Here is a 20,214-nt window from a genome sequence, read left to right as displayed (position 1 = left end):
CCGACTGCCACCCCGCCCCGGGCATCGTGCCCGACTGTCTCGTACCCCTGAATCAGCACCGGCCCCCACCGATGCTGTGCATCAGCGTACGGCCGGGAGCCCGGAGCGGAAGGCAATTCACAGAACTGATGGACCTCTGTGTTTAAGGTGTGGTTCATGTTTCGTCTTGAGACAGAAGTAGACAAAGAGCGTCGCCTTCTGCTGGGTGAGCGGCTGCATCACAGCAATACGGAATGTTCCCCGGAGCTCCGCGCACTCCTCACCACGCCCGCCGAGCGCGAACTCCCGCTGGAGGTCTGGGCGATGGACGGCGACGGTGAGCTGGCGGGTGGACTGGCCGGGCGCACCTGGGCCTACTGGCTCCATGTGGATCTGCTCTGGGTCGACCCGCTCCACCGCGGTTCCGGCCTCGGCTCGCAACTGCTCGCCGAGGCGGAACGAGTGGCCGTGGCGGACCGCGGCTGCGCCCGCTCCCGGCTGGAGACCTGGGGTTTCCAGGCTCCGGACTTCTACCGGAAGCGGGGCTACGAGGTGATCGGGCAGGTCGACAACTACCCGCCCGGAGTCACCGAGTTCATCCTGACGAAGACCTTCACCCGATGCGACGGGCCCCTGCCGACGGGACCGCCGGGAAGACGCCGGGCGTCGCATACCCGTGCGAGGTGAACGCCTCCAGCACCGACTTGGTGACCGCGTCTGCGTCCGCCTCGTCCACCAGCACGATCGCCGAACCACCGAACCCGCCGCCGGTCATCCGCGCACCGAGCGCCCCGGACGCGTTCGCCGTCGAGACCACCAGGTCCAGTTCCGGGCAGGAGACCCGCAGATCGTCGCGGAGCGAGACATGACCCGCGGTGAGGACCGGTCCCGCGGCCCGCACCTCGCCCGCGTCGAGCAGTGCGATGACCTGCTCCACCCGCGCGTTGTCGCTGACCACATGACGTACGTACCGCACGACCGACTCGTCCGCGCCGGACTCGGCGAGCGTGTCGAGCGCGGCGTCCAGACCCTCGTACGGAAGATCGCGCAGCGTCCCCATGCCCAGCGCCCGGGCGCCCGCCTCGCAGCCGGCCCGCCGCTCCGCGTACGCACCGTCGCCCAGCGCGTGCTTGACCCGGGTGTCGACCACCAGCAGCTGGAGGCCGTGCGCGGCCAGGTCGAACGGGACCTGGCGCTGCGTGAGGTCGCGGGTGTCCAGATGCAGGGCGTGACCCTCGACGCAGCACGCCGACGCCATCTGGTCCATGACCCCGCACGGCACACCGACGAACGCGTTCTCGGCGCGCTGCGCCAGCACCGCCAGCTCGGCTGCGGACAGGCCGAGTCCGAAGAGGTCGTTCAGCGCGAGTGCGGTGACCACTTCGAGGGCGGCCGACGAGGAGAGCCCGGCGCCGGTCGGGACGGTCGAGGTCAGCTGGATGTCCGCGCCGGTGATCCGGTGGCCCGCCTCGCGCAGGGCCCAGACGACACCGGCCGGGTACGCCGCCCAGCCGTGGCCCTCGTGCGGCGCCAGTTCGTCGACCCGCAGCTGGACGACACCGCCCGGCACGTCGGTGGAGTGCAGCCGCAGCTCGCCGTCGGTGCGGCGACCGACGGCCGCGCGCGCGGTGTGCGGCAGGGCGAGCGGCATCACGAAACCGTCGTTGAAGTCGGTGTACTCGCCGATCAGGTTGACCCGGCCGGGGGCCGCCCAGACTCCTTCGGGGGCGGTGCCGTACAGCTCGGTGAAAGCGGTGACCAGCTCAGCGTTGTCGGTCATGGGGTGGTGGGCTCCTCTCGGCGGGCGAACGTCCAGGCGTCGGAGACGATTCCGGCCAGGTCGGCGCGGGACGGCTGCCAGCCGAGCCGCTCCCTGGCGGTGGCGGCGGAGGCGACCAGCACCGCGGGGTCACCGGCGCGGCGCGGGGCCGCGGTCTCGGGAACCGGGTGACCGGTGACCTTGCGGACGGTCTCGATGACCTCGCGCACCGAGAAGCCGTTGCCGTTGCCGAGGTTGCAGATCAGGTGCTCACCCGCGGTTGCCGCGTCCAGGGCGAGGAGGTGGGCCTCGGCAAGATCGGCGACGTGGATGTAGTCGCGTACGCAGGTCCCGTCGGGGGTCGGGTAGTCGTCGCCGTACACGGAGATCGACTCGCGCTGCCCGAGCGCGACCTGGAGCACGAGCGGGATGAGGTGCGACTCCGGGCTGTGGCGTTCGCCGCAACTGCCGTACGCACCCGCCACGTTGAAGTATCGCAGCGAGACCGCGGCCAGTCCGTGCGCGGCCGCCTCGCCGGTGATCATGTGGTCGACGGCCAGCTTGGTGGCGCCGTACGGGTTGGTGGGGGCGGTCGGGTCGGACTCCGTGATGGGGCTGGAGACCGGTTCGCCGTAGGTCGCGGCGGTGGAGGAGAAGACCAGGGTGCGGACCCCGGCGTCGCGCATGGCGGCGAGCAGCGCGGTGGATCCGCCGACGTTGTTCACCCAGTACTTCTCCGGGTCGGTGACGGACTCGCCGACCTGGGAGTACGCGGCGAAGTGCAGCACCCCGTCGTAGGAGGAGTCCAGCCAGCGGGCCGCGTCCTGGATGCGGCCCTCGATGAACTCGGCCCCGGCCGGGACACCCTCCCGGAACCCGGTCGACAGGTCGTCGAGGACGGTCACCGCGTGACCGGCCTCCAGAAGATGCGCGGCAACCACGCTGCCGACATATCCCGCGCCACCCGTGACCAGGTACTTCTTCTGGGGCTTGCTCACGCGCTCGCTACCTCTCGCAGTCGCTGGGCCGCGGCCTCCGGCGGCACATCGTTGATGAACACGCTCATGCCGGATTCGGAACCCGCGAGGAACTTCAGCTTGCCGGAGGTGCGTCGGATGGTGAAAAGCTCGAGGTGGAGCCCGAACTCCTCACGTCCGGGCTCCCCGAACGGCGCCTGGTGCCAGGCCGAGATGTACGGCGTCGGCGGCTCACCGGGGCCGAAGATCCGGTCGAATCGCCTCAAGAGTTCCAGATAGATCTGTGCGAACTCTGTGCGCGCGGCGTCGTCGAGTTCCCGCAGGTCGGGGACGCGCCGACGCGGGTGGAGGTGGATCTCGTACGGCCAGTGCGCCGCGTACGGCACGAACGCCACCCAGTGCTCGCCGGTCAGCACGATCCGCTCGCCGTCGGCCAGCTCGCGGGCCACGACGTCGTCGAAGAGGTTGCGGCCGGTCCGCTCGCGGTGCGCCTCCATCGAGCGGAGCATCAGCTCGGTGCGCGGGGTGACGAACGGGTACGCGTAGATCTGCCCGTGCGGATGGCCGAGCGTCACACCGATCTCGGCGCCCCGGTTCTCGAAGCAGAAGACCTGCTTGACCTGCGGAAGCTCGGCGAGTTCGGCCGTGCGGTCGGTCCATGCCTCCAGGACCAGGCCGGCCTGGTCCTCGGTGAGGTCGGCGAAGGACGCCTCATGGTCGGAGGTGAAGCAGACGACCTCGCAGCGACCGGAGTCCCCGGCGAGTGAGGGAAAGCGGTTCTCGAAGACGGCCACGTCGTAACTGTCGTCGGGGATCTCGCTGAGCCGGCCGTCCCGGGACGGACAGAGCGGGCACTCGTCGGCCGGCGGGTGGTACGTACGGCCCTGGCGGTGCGAGGCGATGGCGACGCTGTCCCCGAGAAGGGGGTCGCGACGGACTTCCGAAGAGGTCGAGACGGCGTCGAGCGGCCGCCGGTCGACGGCGTCCCGGACCACGTCGTCACGGCTGTCGTAGTAGAGCAGCTCCCGGCCGTCGGCGAGCGTCGTAACCGTCTTCTTCACCAGGTTCCTCCAAACATAACCGAACACAACAAACCACAAGCCAACACACACGTCAATGGTGCCGTGGCACCGCGTGTGACCTGCATCTCTTGTGAGGTCACGCCCGTTGGGCCTGGACGTTTCTGCCCATTCGATCACAATCAAACAAAGAACCCCAGGAAAACTGTTCATTTTTTGAACACAAGAGCGTAGGTTCCTTCGAGTTCAGTTCGCGCAACGAAGCGAGTACCCCCACATGCAATATCTGGCCGAAGGGCTCCGGCTCCCCACGAACGGGCTCGACTACACGATTCTGGCGATCTACTTCGTCGTGGTTCTCGGCATCGGCTTCGCCGCCAGGGCCAGCGTGAAGACCAGCCTCGACTTCTTTCTCTCCGGTCGGTCACTGCCTGCCTGGGTGACCGGTCTCGCGTTCGTCGCGGCCAATCTCGGTGCCACCGAGATCCTCGGCATGGCGGCCACCGGCGCGCAGTACGGTGTCGCGGTCGTCCACTGGTACTGGATCGGCGCCATCCCCGCCATGGTCTTCCTCGGCCTGGTGATGATGCCCTTCTACTACCGGTCGAAGGTCCGTTCCGTACCGGAGTTCCTGCTCCAGCGCTTCGACAAGTCCGCGCACCTGCTGAGCTCCATACTCTTCGCCTTCGCCGCGATCCTGATTGCGGGCGTCAACCTGTACGCCCTGTCGATCGTCGTGGAGGCACTCCTCGGCTGGCCCCAGTGGGTCGCGATCGTCGTCGCGGGCCTCTTCGTCCTCGTCTACATCACCATCGGCGGACTCTCCTCGGCGATCTACAACGAGGTGCTGCAGTTCTTCGTCATCCTCGCCGCGCTGATCCCGCTCACCCTGCTGGGCCTCAAGCGCGTCGGCGGCTGGGACGGACTGACCGGCTCGCTGGAGAAGAGCCACGGCTCCGACTTCCTGTCCGCCTGGGGCGGTACGGGCATCGGTGACGCCAACCCGCTCGGCGCCAACTGGCTGACGATCATCCTCGGCCTCGGCTTCGTGCTCTCCTTCGGCTACTGGACGACCAACTTCGCCGAGGTGCAGCGCGCCCTGTCCGCGAAGAATCTGTCGGCCGCCCGGCGCACGCCGCTGATCGCCGCGTTCCCGAAGATCTTCATCGTCTTCATCGTGATGATCCCGGGCCTGGTCGCCGCCGTGCTCGTACCGAAGATCGGCACCCCCGGCTCGGACCTGACCTACAACGACGCCATACCGCTGCTGATGCAGGAACTGCTGCCCAACGGTGTGCTCGGCATCGCGGTGACGGGTCTGCTGGCCGCGTTCATGGCCGGTATGGCGGCCAATGTGTCGTCGTTCAACACGGTCTTCACGACGGACATCTGGGCGCGGTACGTGAAGCAGGGCCGGAGCGACGCGTACTACCTGCGCTTCGGCCGGCTCATCACGGCGGTGGGGGTGCTGGCCTCCATCGGCACGGCCTTCATCGCCGCCAGCTTCTCGAACATCATGAGCTACCTCCAGACGCTGTTCTCGTTCTTCAACGTCCCGATGTTCGTGGTCTTCATCATCGGCATGTTCTGGAAGCGGGCCTCGATGAAGTCCGGGGTCTGGGGGCTGGTCGCGGGCACCACCGCCGCGATGATCAACTACTTCTGGATCTACAAGCAGGGTGTCATAGACATCCCGACCGACCAGGGCGCCAACTTCGTCTCCGCGATCGTCGGCTTCGTCGCCGGTGCGGTCGTCATGGTCGTCGTCACGCTCTTCACGGCTCCGAAGCCCGAGGCCGAACTCGCCGGTCTGGTGTACGGAACCGAGTCCCCGGATGCGGTGGAGGCACCGGACGAGGGCGACGACGCCTGGTACCGCAAGCCGGCCCTGCTCGGCTGGGGCGCGATCGTCCTCGCCGCCCTCTGCTACCTGCCCTACTCGGTCTGATCGGAGGCATCACCATGTCCGACCTGCACAAGGAAGTCTCCGAACTGGAGCGCAAGTCCGCCACCGCGGCCCGCCTCTTCGACATCCGGCGGATCATCGGCGGCCTCTTCGTGGTCTACGGGGTGATCGTCACGATCGCCGGGATCAACCCGTCCGACGCCGACCTGAAGAAGGCCGAGGGCGTCCACATCAACCTCTGGACAGGGCTGGCCATGCTGGTCCTCGGGCTGTTCTTCCTGGTGTGGCTGAAGCTGCGCCCGGCCGAGGCTCCGGGCGGCTCCGACACCGGCACCGGCACCGATGCCTGAGTAGTCGGCACACTGCCCCACCGGGGCCGGACGTCACACGGCGTCCGGCCCCTTCTGCCCGGTGTCCACCGCCGCCCGTTCCAGCAGCCCGGTGCGGGCCGCCAGCGCCGCGGCCTCCAGCCGGGAGCCGACGCCCAGCTTCATCAGGACCCGCTGCACATGTGTACGGGCGGTGCTCGGCGCGATCCGCATCCCGTCCGCGATCAGCCGGGTGTCCTCGCCCTCCGCGACCCGTACCAGGACCTCGATCTCGCGCGGGGTGAGCATCTGCAGGAGCCGCTGTCCTTCGTCGTCCGGCTGGGCGGCCGGGTTGAGCAGCTCGGCGAAAGCGCCCTGGAGCAGTTGCGGCGCGACCGCCGTCTCCCCGGCGCGCGCCTTGACCATCGCCCGCTCGACGCCCTCTATCCGCTCGTCGTGCCTGACGTATCCGGCGGCGCCTGCGGCGAAAGCGGCCGCGATCCCGCGCGGGCTGGGCACCGGTCCGAGCACCACGACCGCCACTTGCGGTCGCTCCCGTTTGATCCGGGCGATCGGGTCGAACGTGCCCGGATCGGCGGGCGTCGCGGTACCGAACAAGCACACCTCCGGGGCGCGGCTCACCACGATGTCCGCCGCGCCGGCGGTCGGCGCGGCCGCCGCCAGCACCCGGTGTCCCCGCAATTTCAGCGCCGAGGCGAGCGCCTCGGCGAGCAGTCGGTGGTCATCGACCACCATGAGCCGCACGCCCATCGAGAACCCCCCTATCAGGACCCAGGCCCCCCGGCCCTCTTGACCCGGCAAGCTACACGCTTGTTCGACGTCGTGTGCCCCGTACCAGGCAGAAGACCCCCGGAATGCCGAATCATGTGCCATTCAGGGGCACTTGGCCGATGACAAGCGGGCAGAAGGGTGCAGGAATCGGGCGGCGAAAGAACAGCCCTGCCGGTCGGACGATCGACCGGCAGGGCTGTGGTGCGTGGTACTTCCCGTGAAGGTGTCAGCCGGCGCCGAACGAGACCGCGAGGTGCCGATCGGCGTCGAGCGAGCTGTCGCCCCGCTTGCTCACCATCGTCTCGGAGATGAACAGCCGGCCGCCCGAGTAGAGGAACTCGGCGTAGTCCGCGGAGAAGCTGGTCTCCGCGTTCCGGACGGCCTCGTCGGCCGGGTTCTCCAGCAGCACGGTCTGCTTGAAGGTGGAGCCGTCGATGGAGACGATCTGGCCGCCCTTGTCGTACGGGGGCTCCTTGTACGCGATGATGTTGGACCCGTCCATACGGATCGGGAACATCGTGTACCGGTCACCCGCGTCGGCCTTGTCGCTGGTGGGCTTGCCGGTGGTGAGGTCGAACGAGACGATCTCGTTGGTGTCGCCGTATTCGCCCGTGCTCCCCTCGTGCTCCTCGGTCGGCAGATAGATGCGGTTGTTGCCGACCGCGAGCTGCTGGCAGGTCTCGACCTCGGTGGAGCCGCAGCGGGCGGCGTACTTCTCGCCGTCCGCTGCGATCTTGGTGAGCAGCTTGCCGGTCGACGCGTCGATCGAGAAGAAGTCCGAGATCCCGCTGCCGTCACCGGCGGTGTCGCCGACGTCGGCGGCGACGACCAGCGGCTTGGTGGAGACGATGCTCGCGTACTCGACGCCGGGCGGCATCTTGTACGAGGAGAGCGGGGCTCCGGTGGTCGGGTTCAGCGCCTGGATGACGAGCTGCGGGTCGTCGTACGTACCGCACTTGCGGACCACGGCGAGCGCCTCGCCGCCGCCGTACCCCTTGTCGTAGCAGCCGTCGGGGCTGACCTTCGGCTTCCAGCGTTCGGCACCGGTCGCCAGGTCGAATGCGGCGCCGCCCTCGGTGCCGCCCGCGGCGACCGTGGTGCCGCTGAGCGTGATCTCGTCGAACCGGATCGCATCGTCACCGCCGCTGGCGGCGGTGACCGACTTGCTCCATATGAGCTTGCCGGTGGTCAGGTCGAGCGCGCCGACCTGGGTGCACGGCGGGTACTTGTTCGCCTTCGTGGCCTTGCCCGCCTCGAAGGCGATGGCGGTCTTGAAGTCCTTGGACATGTGCCGGGAGGCGGCGCAGAGCTGGCCGTCCAGCGCAATGGACCAGAGCTTGGTGCCCTTGACCTTGTCGTACGCGACGATCTCGTTCACGCCGGTCTTCACGAAGGCCTTGTCGGTCAGCCAGGAACCGTTGACCGCCGTGACGTCGGTGACCTTCGGTTCCGGGAGCTGGAAGGCAACCGTGGCCCTGGTGTTCGCCGGGGCCTTCTCCTTGCCGCCGCCGAGACCGCTGTCGGAGCCGCCCTTGCCCTCACCGGTGGTGCCGGTGGAGTTGGACGCCTCCTCCTTCTTGCCGCCGTCGCCCCCGCTGGAGGCGAACCAGACGCCACCACCGACGATCAGCGCCACGGCGACCACTGCGGCGACGACGATCTGCGTCTGGGTGCCGAACTTCTTGCCGCCGTTCCCGCCCTGCTGCGGCGGCAGATACTGCGGCTGCATCGGAGCGGTCGGGTAGCCGTATCCCTGCTGCGGCGGCTGACCGGGCGGCATGCCGTACCCCCCGCCCGGGGGTGTCTGCGGGTAGCCGTAGCCGGGCTGCTGCGGGTAGCCGTAGCCGGGCTGTTGCTGCGGCGGACCTGCGGGCGGCGTCTGCGGGGCGCCGAAACCACCGGCAGGGGGCGTCTGCGGAGCACCGAACCCACCGGCAGGCGGCGTCTGCGGAGCGCCGAACCCACCGGCAGGGGGCGTCTGCGGAGCACCGAACCCACCGGCAGGCGGCGTCTGCGGAGCACCGAACCCACCGGCAGGCGGCGACGGGGGTTGCGGAGCCGGCTGCTTGCCGAACGGGTCGGCGGGCGGCGGGGTCGGTGCCCCGAACCCTTCGGGCGGCGAGTCCTGGGGGGCGCCGAACCCACCCTGGGGCGGCTCGTTGGGCGGCTGGGGCGGCTGTGTCATGGCGTACGTACCTCGGGGGAAAGGGAGCCGGTCGGTCGGGACCTGGCGTGGTCGGTCATGGTCCGTCGGGTGCCTGCGTGAGCCGTCACTTGCCGAAGGCCATCATGGTCTTCGTCTCCAGCTCTTCCTTGTCGTTGGTCGCGCTGACCCGCCCGCTCGCGATGAAGGAACGGCCGCCCGCGTAGACAATCTTCGGGTTGTAGAACGAGCTCTCGATCTGGGACGTCGACGCCGGGTGCTGCAGCAGCACCTGCGGGGTACCACCGGTCGGCGCCAGGGTGGCGATCCCGCCGCCCTTGTTGTAAGAGGCCTCCAGGTAGAGCAGCACATTGCCGCCCTCCATCCGCAGCGGCGTCATGGTCCGCTCGGCCGGAGCCGCCGCCTTCCACTTGGGCTTGCCGGTGTTCAGGTCGAACGCCACGACCTTGTTCGTGCGGGCGGTGCCGCTGGAGTCGGCCGTGGTCGCCATGTAGAAGGTGTTGGCGTCGGCGGCGACACCGACACAGCCTTGCAGCGACTTGCCGAAGATGGCGAACGCGCTGCCGCAGTCCGGCGCGAACTTGTCGCCCTTGTCGCCGACCAGCTGGGAACGGAGCGTGCCGTTCTCCTTGATGGCGAGGATGCTCCACTTCTTCTTCTCGCTCTGGGTCAGCGAGACGACGAGCGGGCTCACCGAGTAGACCCGGTCGACCTCCCAGCCCACGGCGGGACGGTACGTCCACTTGGGCTTGCCGGTGACCGGGTCGAGCTCCTGGATCTGGTTCTGGGGCTTGTCGACGTCGGCGGTGCGGCAGCTGGAGGCGGCGATCAGCTTCGTACCGCCGGCGAAGGCGTACGGCTGGCAGTTGCCCGACTGCTTGCCGAACAGATCCTTGCCGTCACTGACGCGGTAGGCGTTGGAGTTGCCGGTGCGTCCGACGGTCACGGTGTCGCCGCTGATGGCGAGGGAGATGTCCGACATCATGTCCCAGATGCCGTTCTGCTTGATCGACTTCTTCCAGCCGGCCTTGCCGGTGTTGAGGTCGATCATCTGCAGGTCCGCGCAGTCGGCCTTGTCGGTCGTACCGTTCTTGACCCCGATGACGATCTTGCCGTCCGTGGTGGTCTGGGCGGGTGCGGAGCACAGATCCGCGGGCAGCTTCAGCGTCCACTTCTGCTTGCCGTCGGCCGCGGAGTAGCCGGAGATCGCCCGGTACATGCCCTTGACGACGGTGTCGCCGACGACCCAGGGGCCGTACACGTCGGAGCCGTTGCGCGGCAGGTCGACGTCGTTCTTCTGCAGCCAGAGGACCTTCGCCTCGCCGGCCTTGCGACCGGCGTTGAGGTCGTCGTCGCCTGCGCGGCCGTCGCCGTTGCCGTCGCCCTCGTTGACGGAGGGCGAGGCGCTCGCCTTCTGGTCGTCGGCGCTCCCGTGCGCGACGGGCTTCTTGTCGTCGTCACCGCCGCTGGTGGCGAGGAACACGCCACCGCCGATGACCAGCAGCGCCGCGACCGCGGCACCGATGATCACCGCGGGCTTGCCCTTGAAGGCGCTGCCGCCGCCGGGGCCGCCCGGGACCGGGGCGCCGGGGTACTGCTGCTGCGGGTAGCCGTAACCGGGCTGCTGCGGCTGACCGTACGGTCCGGGCTGCTGACCGTAGGGACCCGGCTGCTGTCCGTACGGGCCCGACTGTCGGGCGTACGGGCCCGACTGGCCGTAAGGGCCGGGCTGCTGCGGGTAGCCGTAGCCGGGCTCCTGACCCGGCGCCTGCGGGTAGCCGTAACCGGGCTGGGCAGTGGGCGGCGCGGCCGGCATCTGCGGCGGCTGACCGGGCGGCTGAGGACTCCCCTGCGGCGGCTCCTGCGGAGCGCCGAAGCCTCCCTGCGGCGGTTGCTGGCTGGGCGGCTGGGTCATCAGCACGTCCCCCTTCGTGCGGTCCGGTGCCCGTTCCGGTCTCCCCCGCGATTCCGCAGGGCTGAATTCCCTTTGGAAAGGAGCGAATCGGGCATGGCTCCCGCGGCGTTACGACAGTCGAGCGGGGCTTCTTTTTACCATCAGCGCGCGTTCGAACACCGGGTCGGTCCACCCCCTGTTCCCAAGGGAGAACCGCCTCGTGATGCCGCCGTTACGCAGCCGGAGCGCGCCTCGCACGACCGCAGCCGGTGCGCCGCATCGGGCGCCGCTCGATGTGCGGGTGCCAACTCTTCGCAAACTGTCATGACTTCGGACAGCGGAAGTCCGGCATGTCAAGGACCGTCACACATCTCCGATTATCGCCCGAACCGGATAAACCATCAGAACTTCACGTTTCATGACGGAACGTCAGAGTCTTTGCGGACCTCGCGGACCGTCAGGGACCGAAGACCATGACGGTCTTCACCTTCTTCTCCTCCTTGTCGTCGGTCGCGCTGACGCGTGCGCTCACCAGGATGGAGCGGCCGCCCGCATACACCAGCCTCGCCATATCGAAGGAGCTCTCGGCCTTGGTCGTCGACACCGGATGCCGCAGCAGCATCGTCGGGGCGCCGCCCGTCGGTGCGAGGCTGGCGACGGCTCCGCTCTTCCGGTAGGTGCCCTCCACCCGGACGATCACGTTCCGGCCGTTCATCCGCAGCGGCTGCATGATCTGCCCGGCCGGGGCGGCGGCCCTCCACTTGGCCTTGCCGGTGTTCAGGTCGAAGGCGACGACCTTGTTGGTGAGAGCGGAGCCCACGGTCACCGGCTTGGTCGCCAGGTAGAACGTGCCGTCGTCGGCCGCGACCCCTGCGCAGCCGTCGAGGTTCCTGCCGCTCACCACGAGATCCGCGTCGCAGGTGGCGGCGTAGTTCTCGTTCTTGCCGCCGATCATCTGGGAGCGGTACGTGCCGTTGTCCCGCAGCGTGACGATGGCCCACGCCCCGCCCTCGCCGTCGCCCTTCTTCAGCGAAATCACCGGAGGGCTCGTCGAGTAGACCTGCTGGACCCGCCAGCCGGTCTTGACCCGGTACGTCCATTTCGGTGTGCCGGTGGCCGGGTCGATCTCCTCGACCTGCTGCTTGTCCTGCTCGTCGGCGTCGGTGCGGCAGCTGGTGGCGGCGATCAGCCGGGGACCGCTGGTGAACGCGAACGGCTGGCAGACACCCTGCCTCTTGCCGAACACTTCCTTTCCGTCGCTGACCCGGTAGCCCACGGAAGCACTCGCGCGTCCGAAGGTGACGAGATCCCCTCCGATGCTCATGGCCACGTCCGACAACAGGTCCTGGACGCCCTTGCGTTCGACGGTCTTCTTCCAGCCCGCCGTTCCTGTCCTGAGGTCGATCATCTGCAGGACGGAGCAGACCGAGTCCGACGAGGCGCTCTCCTTGAGACCGACGACGATCTTGCCGTCGGCGGTGGGGAGGGTCGGTGCGGCGCACAGGTCGGCGGGCAGCTTCAGCGCCCACTTCCGGGTGCCGTCGGCCACGGAGTAGCCGGAGACGGTGCGGTACATGCCCTTGGCGACGATGTCCCCGGTCAGCCAGGGGCCGTACGCGTCGGCGCCGTTGCGCGGCACGTCGATACCGTTGTCCCGCATCCAGAGGACCTTGGCCTCGCCCGGCTTGCGTGCGGCGTTGAGCCCGTCGACCGGTACGGCCGTGTCGACGACCTCGGCCTCGGCAGGGAGAGAGACTGGCTGCGAGGCGGTGGACTGCTCGGCGTCGGCGCTGCCGTGCGCCACGGGCTTCCTGCCGTCGTCACCACCGCTCACGGCGAACCAGACGCCACCGCCGACCACCAGGACCCCGGCGACCACGGCGGCGACGAGGGCGGTGCGTCTGCGGCCCGAGGGGTGACGACCGGCAGGGCCGCCCGGGCCACCCGTCGCCGGGCCGACGGGGTACGGCTGTTGCGGTTGGCCGTACCCGTATCCGTACGGACCGGGCTGGGACTGGGGCTGCGACGGGGGCGGGGGCTGCTGACCGTACCCCTGCACCGGCTGGGTGGGCCCCATCGGCTCCACGGGCTCGAACGGAGCCCCGAATTCACCCTGTGGCGGCTGCGGCTGCGGCTGGTGCGGGCCGGGCGGCCAGGTCATCGGGACGTCCCCCTTGGTGCGGTCGAACGGGAATCCTTTGTATCACCCGTATCGAACACACCATCAGCACCACCGGCCGCTGAGCGGCTGTCAGGCGCCCTCGGCAAGCTCCAGCCAGCGCATCTCCAACTCGTCGCGCTCCGCCACCAGTTCCCTCAGCTCCGCGTCCAGTTTCGCCACCTTCTCGAAGTCCGTGGCGTTATCGGCGATCTGTGCGTGCAGAGTCGTCTCCCTGCTCGACATCTTGTCGAGCTGCCGCTCGATCTTCTGCAGTTCCTTCTTCGCCGCCCGCGCCGCCTGTGCGGACACCGCCGGAGCCACCGCCCCACCGGACTCCTTCACCGCCGCGGCAGCCGGGGCGGGCGAGGACGCCTCCGCCATCCGCTCCCTGCGCTCGATGTACTCGTCGATGCCGCGCGGCAGCATCCGGAGCGTGGCGTCGCCGAGCAGCGCCATCACCCGGTCCGTGGTCCGCTCGATGAAGAACCGGTCGTGGGAGATCACGATCATCGAACCGGGCCAGCCGTCGAGGAGGTCCTCCAGCTGGGTCAGGGTCTCGATGTCGAGATCGTTGGTGGGCTCGTCGAGGAAGAGGACGTTCGGCTCGTCCATCAGCAGGCGCAGGATCTGCAGCCGGCGCCGCTCACCGCCGGACAGGTCGGCGACCGGGGTCCACTGCTTCTCCTTCGAGAAGCCGAACTGCTCGCAGAGCTGACCTGCGGTCATCTCCCGGCCCTTGCCGAGGTCGACCCGGTCACGTACCTGCTGCACGGCTTCCAGTACCCGCAGGTTCGAGTTGAGCTCGGCGACCTCCTGGGAGAGGTACGCGAGCTTGACGGTCTTGCCGACGACGATCTTCCCGGCCGCGGGCTGTGCGTCGCCCTGGGTACGTGCCGCCTCGGCCAGCGCCCGCAGCAGCGAGGTCTTGCCCGCGCCGTTGACGCCGACCAGACCGATCCGGTCGCCCGGACCGAGCTGCCAGGTGAGGTGGGTGAGCAGCGTCTTGGGGCCGGCCTGGACGGTCACGTCCTCCAGGTCGAAGACCGTCTTGCCGAGCCGGGCGTTGGCGAACTTCATCAGCTCGCTGGTGTCGCGCGGCGGCGGCACATCGGCGATCAGCTCGTTGGCCGCCTCGATGCGGTAGCGCGGCTTGGAGGTGCGGGCGGGAGCGCCGCGCCGCAGCCAGGCCAACTCCTTGCGCATCAGGTTCTGCCGCTTGGACTCCTCGGTCGCGGCGATCCGCTCGCGCTCGGCGCGGGCGAAGACGTAGTCGCTGTAGCCGCCCTCGTACTCGTGGACGGTGCCTCGCTGGACATCCCACATGCGCGTGCAGACCTGGTCGAGGAACCACCGGTCGTGAGTGACGCAGACCAGCGCCGAGCGTCGGCCCTGCAGATGCCGGGCCAGCCAGGAGATGCCCTCGACGTCGAGGTGGTTGGTCGGCTCGTCGAGGACGATCAGGTCCTGTTCGGCGATGAGCAGCTTGGCGAGCGCGATCCGGCGCCGCTCGCCGCCGGAGAGCGGGGCGATGACGGTGTCCAGGCCGTGCTCGAAGCCGGGCAGGTCGAGCCCGCCGAAGAGCCCCGTCAGTACGTCACGGATCTTGGCGCTGCCCGCCCACTCGTGGTCGGCGAGATCGCCGATGACCTCGTGGCGGACGGTCGCCTTCGGGTCGAGCGAATCGTGCTGGGTGAGGACACCGAGGCGCAGGCCGCCGTTGTGGGTGACGCGGCCTGCGTCCGCGTCCTCCAGCTTGGCGAGCATCCGGATGAGGGTCGTCTTGCCGTCGCCGTTGCGGCCGACAACACCGATCCGGTCCCCCTCGGACACACCGAGGGACACACCGTCGAGCAGGGCACGGGTGCCGTACACCTTGCTGACCTGCTCGACATTGACCAGATTGACGGCCATTTCACTCCTGACTGGGGGGATCGATCGACCTCCCAGGGTAATCGCCACGCGGGTGGGTTAGCGTGCGGCGATCGATCAGGGGCGGGGACAGGGGACTTCCATGGTGATCAATTCGGTACGCGGCACGGTCGTGGCCGTGCTGGCGGCGGTGTCGGTGGCGGTGACCGGCTGCACGTCGTCCGCCCCGGACGACGGCGGTAACGGCAAGGAGGCGGCGCCGAAGCCGAGAACCGCGGCAAGGAGTGCGGTGAAGGGCGGCAGCATCGGGGGCTCCGGTTCTGCCTGTGCCCTGCCCGTCACCTTCGACCTCGCGGCGTCCTGGAAGCCGGCGGCCGTCCGGGTCGCCGATGACGACGAACTGAGCGAACTGGGCAAACAGGGCCCGCTCACGCTCGTCTGCGAGATCGACGCGAAGCCCGCCGGGAACATCGGCTTCCTGCGGGTGTGGACCGGGGACCGTACCGACGGCACCCCGCGCCAGGTCCTGACGGCGTTCCTGGCCGCCGACCCGAACGCCTCCGAAGCCACGTACACCGAGGTGAAGGCAGGTGCCCTGACCGCGGCCGAGGTCCGCTACACCTTCAGCAGCGAGCTGCTGGACGAGCCCATGAAGCAGCGGGCCTTCGCCATCTCCACCCCGAGCGGACCGGTCGTGGTGCACCTCGGCGGGCTGGACCCGCAGGAGCACCAGGAGATGCTCCCGGCGTACGAGCTGGCGAAGACGAGCGTACGGCTCGGCTGAGACGAACGCGGGTCTCCGCCGGAACGAACACGGGTCTCCGCGGTGCCCGTGGTCAGCCCGACCGGCGCCGCCCCGCCCGCTCCACCAGCAGCCAGCCGCCCAGCGCCATCGCGACGGCGGCCGGGGCGCTGACCCGTACCGCGATCAGCATCGCCGTGTGCCCCTCCAGCAACCCGCCGAACCCGACCATCGACACCCCGAGCACCCCGAACAGGCAGAGCGTCACACCGAGCGCGGACACCGGCCCCGAGCCCGTCCCCGGCACCGCGGACACCGGCCGCTCGAAGGTACGGAAGACGGCGACCAGCCCCGCGGTGACGACCGCCGCCACCGCGATCCGCGCCGGCACCTGCGCCCACCAGGCGCCGCTCGCCGGCTCGGGCAGGGGCACGTCGAGGGCGAGCATCGCCCCGTACACCCCGAGCATCGCGGTGAGGTGCCAGAGGAAAGCCGTCATCGCGACCCCGTTGGCGGCGACGACCCCGCGCCACACGCGCGGGCGGGCGACCAGCCGGGCGCCGGGGCCGCGCAGCAGCTCGACCGCGCCGACCAGCCAGAGGCCGTGGCAGAGAAGGGCCGGCGTGGGCGGCGCCATGTTGCTGATCTTCTCTCCGGGCATCCCGACCATGGAGAACGGATACGGGCCGAGCGCGACCAGGGCGACGGCGGCGGCCAGGCCGATGCCGGCCAGGAGCGCGGGGCGTGTGATGCGGCCGTCGGCGCGCAGGAAGCCGAGCTGGTGCACGGCCAGCCAGACGAACGCGAAGTTGAGGAACGCGATGTACGGGACACCGGCGGCGAACCGCAGCACGTCGACGGCGACCGCAGCCCCGGCGAGCCCGGCGAAGGCGCCCCAGCCGTACCGGTCGTGCAGCGTCAGCAGCGGCGGGGTGAACGCCACCATCGCGAGGTAGATCCCGATGAACCAGAGCGGCTGGGCGACCAGCCGCAGCGTGACCCCGGTCAGTCCGCCGCCCCCGCCGAGCAGCTGGACGATCAGCGCGGCGGCCCCCCAGACCAGGATGAAGACCATGGTGGGGCGCAGCAGCCGCTGCAGCCTGGCCCGGAGAAAGGCCGAGTAGACGGAGCCCGTGGACCCCTCCGGCTGCTTGCGGCGCAGGGAGCGGTAGGACAGGGCGTGCGAGAACCCGCCGACGAAGAAGAACACCGGCATGATCTGGAGCGCCCAGGTCAGCACCTGGAGCCCGGGGACGACGGCGAGCAGGTTGCCCACACCGTCGGTGGTGACGGCGGCCATCAGCCAGTGCCCCAGGACGACCGTCCCGAGCGAGGCGACGCGCAGCAGATCGATGTAGCGGTCCCGGGTGGCGGGGGTGGCCCCGGCCAGTTCACGAACACTTGATCCCATACGGGTACGGTCGCGCCCGACGCCCCGGGGGCGGCAGCGCGACCGTACTCAGTTCCCGTCTGAGTACCCGCGGTCAGAGCACCGTGGCACCCGGCGCCGGGGACACCGCGACGCGCGCGGTCCGGCAGGTCCCCGACGTCAGCAGCGCGTCCGCGACCTTCCGCGCCGACTCGGCGTCCGCCACCAGGAACGCGGTAGTCGGCCCGGAGCCCGAGACCAGGGCGGCCAGGGCGCCCGCCGCAGTGCCCGCGGCGAGGGTGTCGGCGAGCGAGGGCCGCAGGGACAGCGCGGCGGGCTGCAGGTCGTTGGAGAGCGCACCGGCGAGCGCGTGGGTGTCGCCTCTGCGCAGAGCGTCGAGGAGCGCCGGGGAGGCCGCCGGTGCGGGGACGTCGGTGTCCGCGGTGAGCCGGTCGAACTCGCCGTAGACGGCCGGGGTGGAGAGCCCGCCGTCGGCGACCGCGAAGACCCAGTGGAAGGTGCCGCCGACGTCGATCGTGGTCAGTTGTTCGCCGCGGCCGATCCCGAGGGCGGCGCCGCCGACCAGCGAGAACGGCACGTCGCTGCCGAGTTCCGCGCAGATGGCGAGCAGCTCGTCCCGGGTGGCGCCGGTGGACCAGAGGGCGTCGCAGGCGAGCAGCGCTGCCGCGCCGTCGGCGCTGCCGCCCGCCATGCCGCCCGCGACGGGGATGTCCTTGGCGATGTGGATGTGCACGTGGGGCGCGATGCCGTGGCGTTCGGCGAGCGCGATCGCGGCGCGGGCGGCGAGGTTGGAGGCGTCCAGCGGGACCTGGGCGGCGTCCGGGCCCGAGCAGGTGACCGTCAGCTCGTCGGCGGGGGTGACGGTGACCTCGTCGTACAGGCCGACGGCGAGGAAGACGTTGGCCAGGTCATGGAAGCCGTCGGGGCGCGCGGCACCTACCGCGAGCTGGACGTTGACCTTGGCGGGGACGCGGACGGTGACGCTCACTCACTGCTCCCGGAGGGCTGGTCCTCATCGGTCTTCGGGGCGGGCTTGTGCTCGGCGATGGCCGCGAACTCCTCGATCGTCAGTGCTTCGCCCCGGGCCTGCGGTGAGATCCCGGCCGCGACCAGGGCCGCCTCGGCGGCGGGCGCGGAACCCGCCCAGCCGGCCAGGGCCGCCCGCAGCGTCTTGCGGCGCTGGGCGAACGCCGCGTCGACGACGGCGAAGACCTCGGCCCGGCTCGCGGTCGTCGTGATCGGCTCGGTGCGCCGGACCAGCGACACCAGACCGGAGTCGACATTCGGGGCCGGCCAGAAGACGGTGCGGCCGATGGACCCGGCCCGCTTGACGTCCGCGTACCAGTTGGCCTTCACCGAGGGCACGCCGTAGACCTTGTTGCCCGGCCGGGCGGCCAGCCGGTCGGCGACCTCGGCCTGCACCATCACCAGGGTCCGCTCGATGGTCGGGAACCGCTCCAGCATCGTCAGCAGGACCGGCACGGCGACGTTGTACGGCAGGTTGGCGACAAGGGCGGTGGGCGCCGGGCCCGGCAGCTCCGTGACCAGCATCGCGTCGGAGTGGACGAGCGAGAACCGGTCGGCGCGGCCCGGCATCCGGGCCGCGACCGTGGCGGGCAGCGCCGCCGCGAGCACGTCGTCGATCTCGACGGCGACGACCCGGTCCGCCGCCTCAAGCAGCGCCAGGGTCAGCGAACCCAGCCCCGGCCCGACTTCCACCACCACGTCGTCCGGGCGGACCTCCGCGGTCCGTACGATCCTGCGGACCGTATTGGCGTCGATGACGAAGTTCTGACCGCGCTGCTTCGTGGGGCGTACGCCCAGCTTCGCGGCCAGGTCGCGGATGTCTGCGGGCCCCAGGAGGGCGTCGGGCTCTGTGCTGCTCACCCGGTAAGCCTACGGCCGCAGTGCGGCCACGGGCTCGCCCCCCGTTGCACGTAGAGCTTCTTCGCCCGGAACGTCTGCTCGGACGCCGGGGCGTCCTGCGGGCGTCCTCTGCCACCGAGGGCATGCCAGGTGTGCGTGTCGAACTGGTACAGCCCGCCGTACGTGCCGCTGGGGTCGACCGCCCCGGTCCGGCCGCCGGACTCGCAGGCCGCGAGCCCGGCCCAGTTCAGCCCGTCCACGTCCGCCACCGACTGCGGACGCCGCCCGGTGCCCACCTTCACGATCCGGTCGACCGGCGTGCGGACGGTCTCCTCGTCCAGCGCCCGGGGCCGCTGCCGGACGCCGTTGACGGTCCGCACGGCGTACGTGATCCGGCGGGCGCCCGGCCTGCCCTCGCGCTCGACGACTTCTGTACCGGCGAAGAGCGAGGGGTCCTCGGAGCGTTGCTCGGCGTACGGGATGAGGTCCTCGCGCACCTCGCGGGAGCCGGTGATCCGCATCACGGAGACCGTCTGGCCGTCGCGCGGGAAGCTCTGCGGGTCCACGGAGGTGGTGTCCTCGCCGCGCAGCGTGATACCCGCCTCGTCGATGGCCTCGCGGACGGTCGCGGCATTGGTGCGGACGGTGCGTTCCCGGCCGTCCGCCATGAAGGTCACGGTGCGTTCGGTACGGACGTCCAGGGCGAGCCCGGTCCGGCCGATCGCAGAGGAGCGGGTCGCGGAGAGGTACGTCCCCTCGGCGCGCACCCCGAGCTGACGCAGGGCGCCGTCGACCGTGCCGGCGGTGGTCCACACCCGGCGCCGGACCCCGTCGAGGGTGAGGGTCACCGGGCGGCTGTGCCGGACGGTGATCTCGTCGCCGTTCTCGAGCTCACTGCCGCGCGCGGGGGTGATGACGTCATGGGCGCCGACGGTGACGCCCTGCTCGTCGAGGAGCTCGTCGATGTCGTCGGCGAACGTGTGCAGGGTGCGCGGCTCCCCGTCGACAGTGAGTTCCACCGCCTTGTCGTCGGCGAGGAAGGCCGTGGTGCCGCCTGCCAGGAAGGCGACGACCAGGGCCTGCGGGACGAGCCGGCGCAGGTTCTCCGGGCGGACGGGGGCCCTGTGCCGCCGCGCGGCCCGCCGGGCCTCGGCCCGGCCGCCGGTGCGGATGCCCGCAGGGGCGGGAAGCGGCGCCCGGGCATCGACGACGGTCGGTTCGTGGACCGGCCACGGGGCGACGAGCGTCTCCTTCTCGTGGAACGACTCATGGACCGGCCCGTGGAACGACAGCGGCGCGGGGACGCTCGGCGGCGTCTCCACCGCCGTACCGCCCCTGCCCGTTGCCGCGCGGTGACTGCCCTGCAGATTGCTCACGACGCTCCAGAA

At 70.2% G+C, this 20,214-nt stretch carries 15 protein-coding genes and 1 pseudogene; 4 read left to right on the top strand and 12 right to left on the bottom strand.

Annotated elements, in window-relative coordinates; all coding sequences use genetic code 11:
• Nucleotides 1–156: 156 nt before the first annotated feature.
• Nucleotides 157–588: pseudogene (locus ACFU8W_RS19745) on the top strand (GNAT family N-acetyltransferase); the annotation flags it as partial.
• 4 nt (nt 589–592) lie between these two features.
• Here the strand turns inward: ACFU8W_RS19745 and galK are convergent.
• The 3 genes from galK to galT are packed head-to-tail and all read right to left on the bottom strand — an operon-like array spanning nt 593 to nt 3,776.
• Complete coding sequence (galK, locus tag ACFU8W_RS19740; protein ID WP_384038684.1) at nt 593–1,759, bottom strand: galactokinase; 1,167 nt, start codon at nt 1,757–1,759, stop codon at nt 593–595.
• Nucleotides 1,756–2,736 carry a UDP-glucose 4-epimerase GalE gene (galE, locus tag ACFU8W_RS19735; protein ID WP_326792423.1) on the bottom strand — a complete coding sequence of 327 codons (981 nt, stop codon included), beginning with the start codon at nt 2,734–2,736 and terminating at the stop codon, nt 1,756–1,758. Before galE ends, galK begins: the two co-directional genes overlap by 4 nt.
• Nucleotides 2,733–3,776 (bottom strand): galactose-1-phosphate uridylyltransferase, encoded by a 1,044-nt coding sequence (galT, locus tag ACFU8W_RS19730; protein ID WP_384038680.1) that lies wholly within the window; start codon nt 3,774–3,776, stop codon nt 2,733–2,735. Before galT ends, galE begins: the two co-directional genes overlap by 4 nt.
• Nucleotides 3,777–4,011: 235 nt before the next feature.
• Here galT and ACFU8W_RS19725 point away from each other — a divergent pair, with 235 nt between their 5' ends.
• Complete coding sequence (locus tag ACFU8W_RS19725; protein WP_384038677.1) at nt 4,012–5,682, top strand: sodium:solute symporter family protein; 1,671 nt, start codon at nt 4,012–4,014, stop codon at nt 5,680–5,682.
• A 14-nt stretch (nt 5,683–5,696) separates the two neighbouring features.
• The gene (locus tag ACFU8W_RS19720) at nt 5,697–5,990 is read left to right on the top strand and encodes a hypothetical protein (RefSeq protein ID WP_384038674.1); all 294 of its coding nucleotides are present in this window, start codon (nt 5,697–5,699) and stop codon (nt 5,988–5,990) included.
• Nucleotides 5,991–6,023: 33 nt separating this feature from the next.
• On the opposite strand, the gene ACFU8W_RS19715 is transcribed toward ACFU8W_RS19720, so the two are convergent.
• The 5 genes from ACFU8W_RS19715 to ACFU8W_RS19695 form a co-directional block, all read right to left on the bottom strand.
• Nucleotides 6,024–6,719 (bottom strand): LuxR C-terminal-related transcriptional regulator, encoded by a 696-nt coding sequence (locus ACFU8W_RS19715; protein ID WP_384038671.1) that lies wholly within the window; start codon nt 6,717–6,719, stop codon nt 6,024–6,026.
• A gap of 247 nt (nt 6,720–6,966) precedes the next feature.
• The gene (locus tag ACFU8W_RS19710) at nt 6,967–8,925 is read right to left on the bottom strand and encodes a PQQ-binding-like beta-propeller repeat protein (protein ID WP_384038668.1); all 1,959 of its coding nucleotides are present in this window, start codon (nt 8,923–8,925) and stop codon (nt 6,967–6,969) included.
• 85 nt (nt 8,926–9,010) lie between these two features.
• On the bottom strand, nt 9,011–10,819 hold the full coding sequence (locus ACFU8W_RS19705) for a PQQ-binding-like beta-propeller repeat protein (RefSeq protein WP_384038665.1): 1,809 nt from the start codon (nt 10,817–10,819) through the stop codon (nt 9,011–9,013).
• A gap of 436 nt (nt 10,820–11,255) precedes the next feature.
• Nucleotides 11,256–12,959 (bottom strand): PQQ-binding-like beta-propeller repeat protein, encoded by a 1,704-nt coding sequence (locus tag ACFU8W_RS19700; protein WP_384038662.1) that lies wholly within the window; start codon nt 12,957–12,959, stop codon nt 11,256–11,258.
• 90 nt (nt 12,960–13,049) lie between these two features.
• Nucleotides 13,050–14,870, bottom strand: coding sequence for an ABC-F family ATP-binding cassette domain-containing protein (locus ACFU8W_RS19695; RefSeq protein ID WP_345517692.1), 1,821 nt, complete (start codon nt 14,868–14,870; stop codon nt 13,050–13,052).
• Nucleotides 14,871–14,970: 100 nt separating this feature from the next.
• Between ACFU8W_RS19695 and ACFU8W_RS19690 the strand changes: the two genes are divergently transcribed.
• Nucleotides 14,971–15,612: a lipoprotein gene (locus tag ACFU8W_RS19690; protein WP_384038658.1), complete on the top strand. Its 642-nt coding sequence runs from the start codon at nt 14,971–14,973 to the stop codon at nt 15,610–15,612.
• 52 nt (nt 15,613–15,664) lie between these two features.
• Here the strand turns inward: ACFU8W_RS19690 and ACFU8W_RS19685 are convergent, their stop codons facing one another.
• The 4 genes from ACFU8W_RS19685 to ACFU8W_RS19670 all read right to left on the bottom strand — a co-directional run bounded on the left by ACFU8W_RS19685 (nt 15,665) and on the right by ACFU8W_RS19670 (nt 20,202).
• Entirely contained in the window at nt 15,665–16,981 is a 1,317-nt protein-coding gene (locus ACFU8W_RS19685) for an acyltransferase family protein (RefSeq protein ID WP_384038656.1), read from the bottom strand.
• Nucleotides 16,982–17,054: 73 nt separating this feature from the next.
• Nucleotides 17,055–17,948, bottom strand: a complete 894-nt coding sequence (locus ACFU8W_RS19680; RefSeq protein ID WP_384038653.1) for a 4-(cytidine 5'-diphospho)-2-C-methyl-D-erythritol kinase — start codon at nt 17,946–17,948, stop codon at nt 17,055–17,057.
• Entirely contained in the window at nt 17,945–18,847 is a 903-nt protein-coding gene (gene rsmA, locus ACFU8W_RS19675; protein WP_345517688.1) for a 16S rRNA (adenine(1518)-N(6)/adenine(1519)-N(6))-dimethyltransferase RsmA, read from the bottom strand. Before rsmA ends, ACFU8W_RS19680 begins: the two co-directional genes overlap by 4 nt.
• Nucleotides 18,844–20,202: a ubiquitin-like domain-containing protein gene (locus tag ACFU8W_RS19670; protein ID WP_384038650.1), complete on the bottom strand. Its 1,359-nt coding sequence runs from the start codon at nt 20,200–20,202 to the stop codon at nt 18,844–18,846. Before ACFU8W_RS19670 ends, rsmA begins: the two co-directional genes overlap by 4 nt.
• Nucleotides 20,203–20,214 lie beyond the last annotated feature (12 nt).

The sequence above is a fragment of the Streptomyces sp. NPDC057565 genome (assembly GCF_042801455.1).
Lineage (GTDB): Bacteria > Actinomycetota > Actinomycetes > Streptomycetales > Streptomycetaceae > Streptomyces > Streptomyces yanii.
This window is presented reverse-complemented; position numbering and strand designations above follow the sequence as displayed.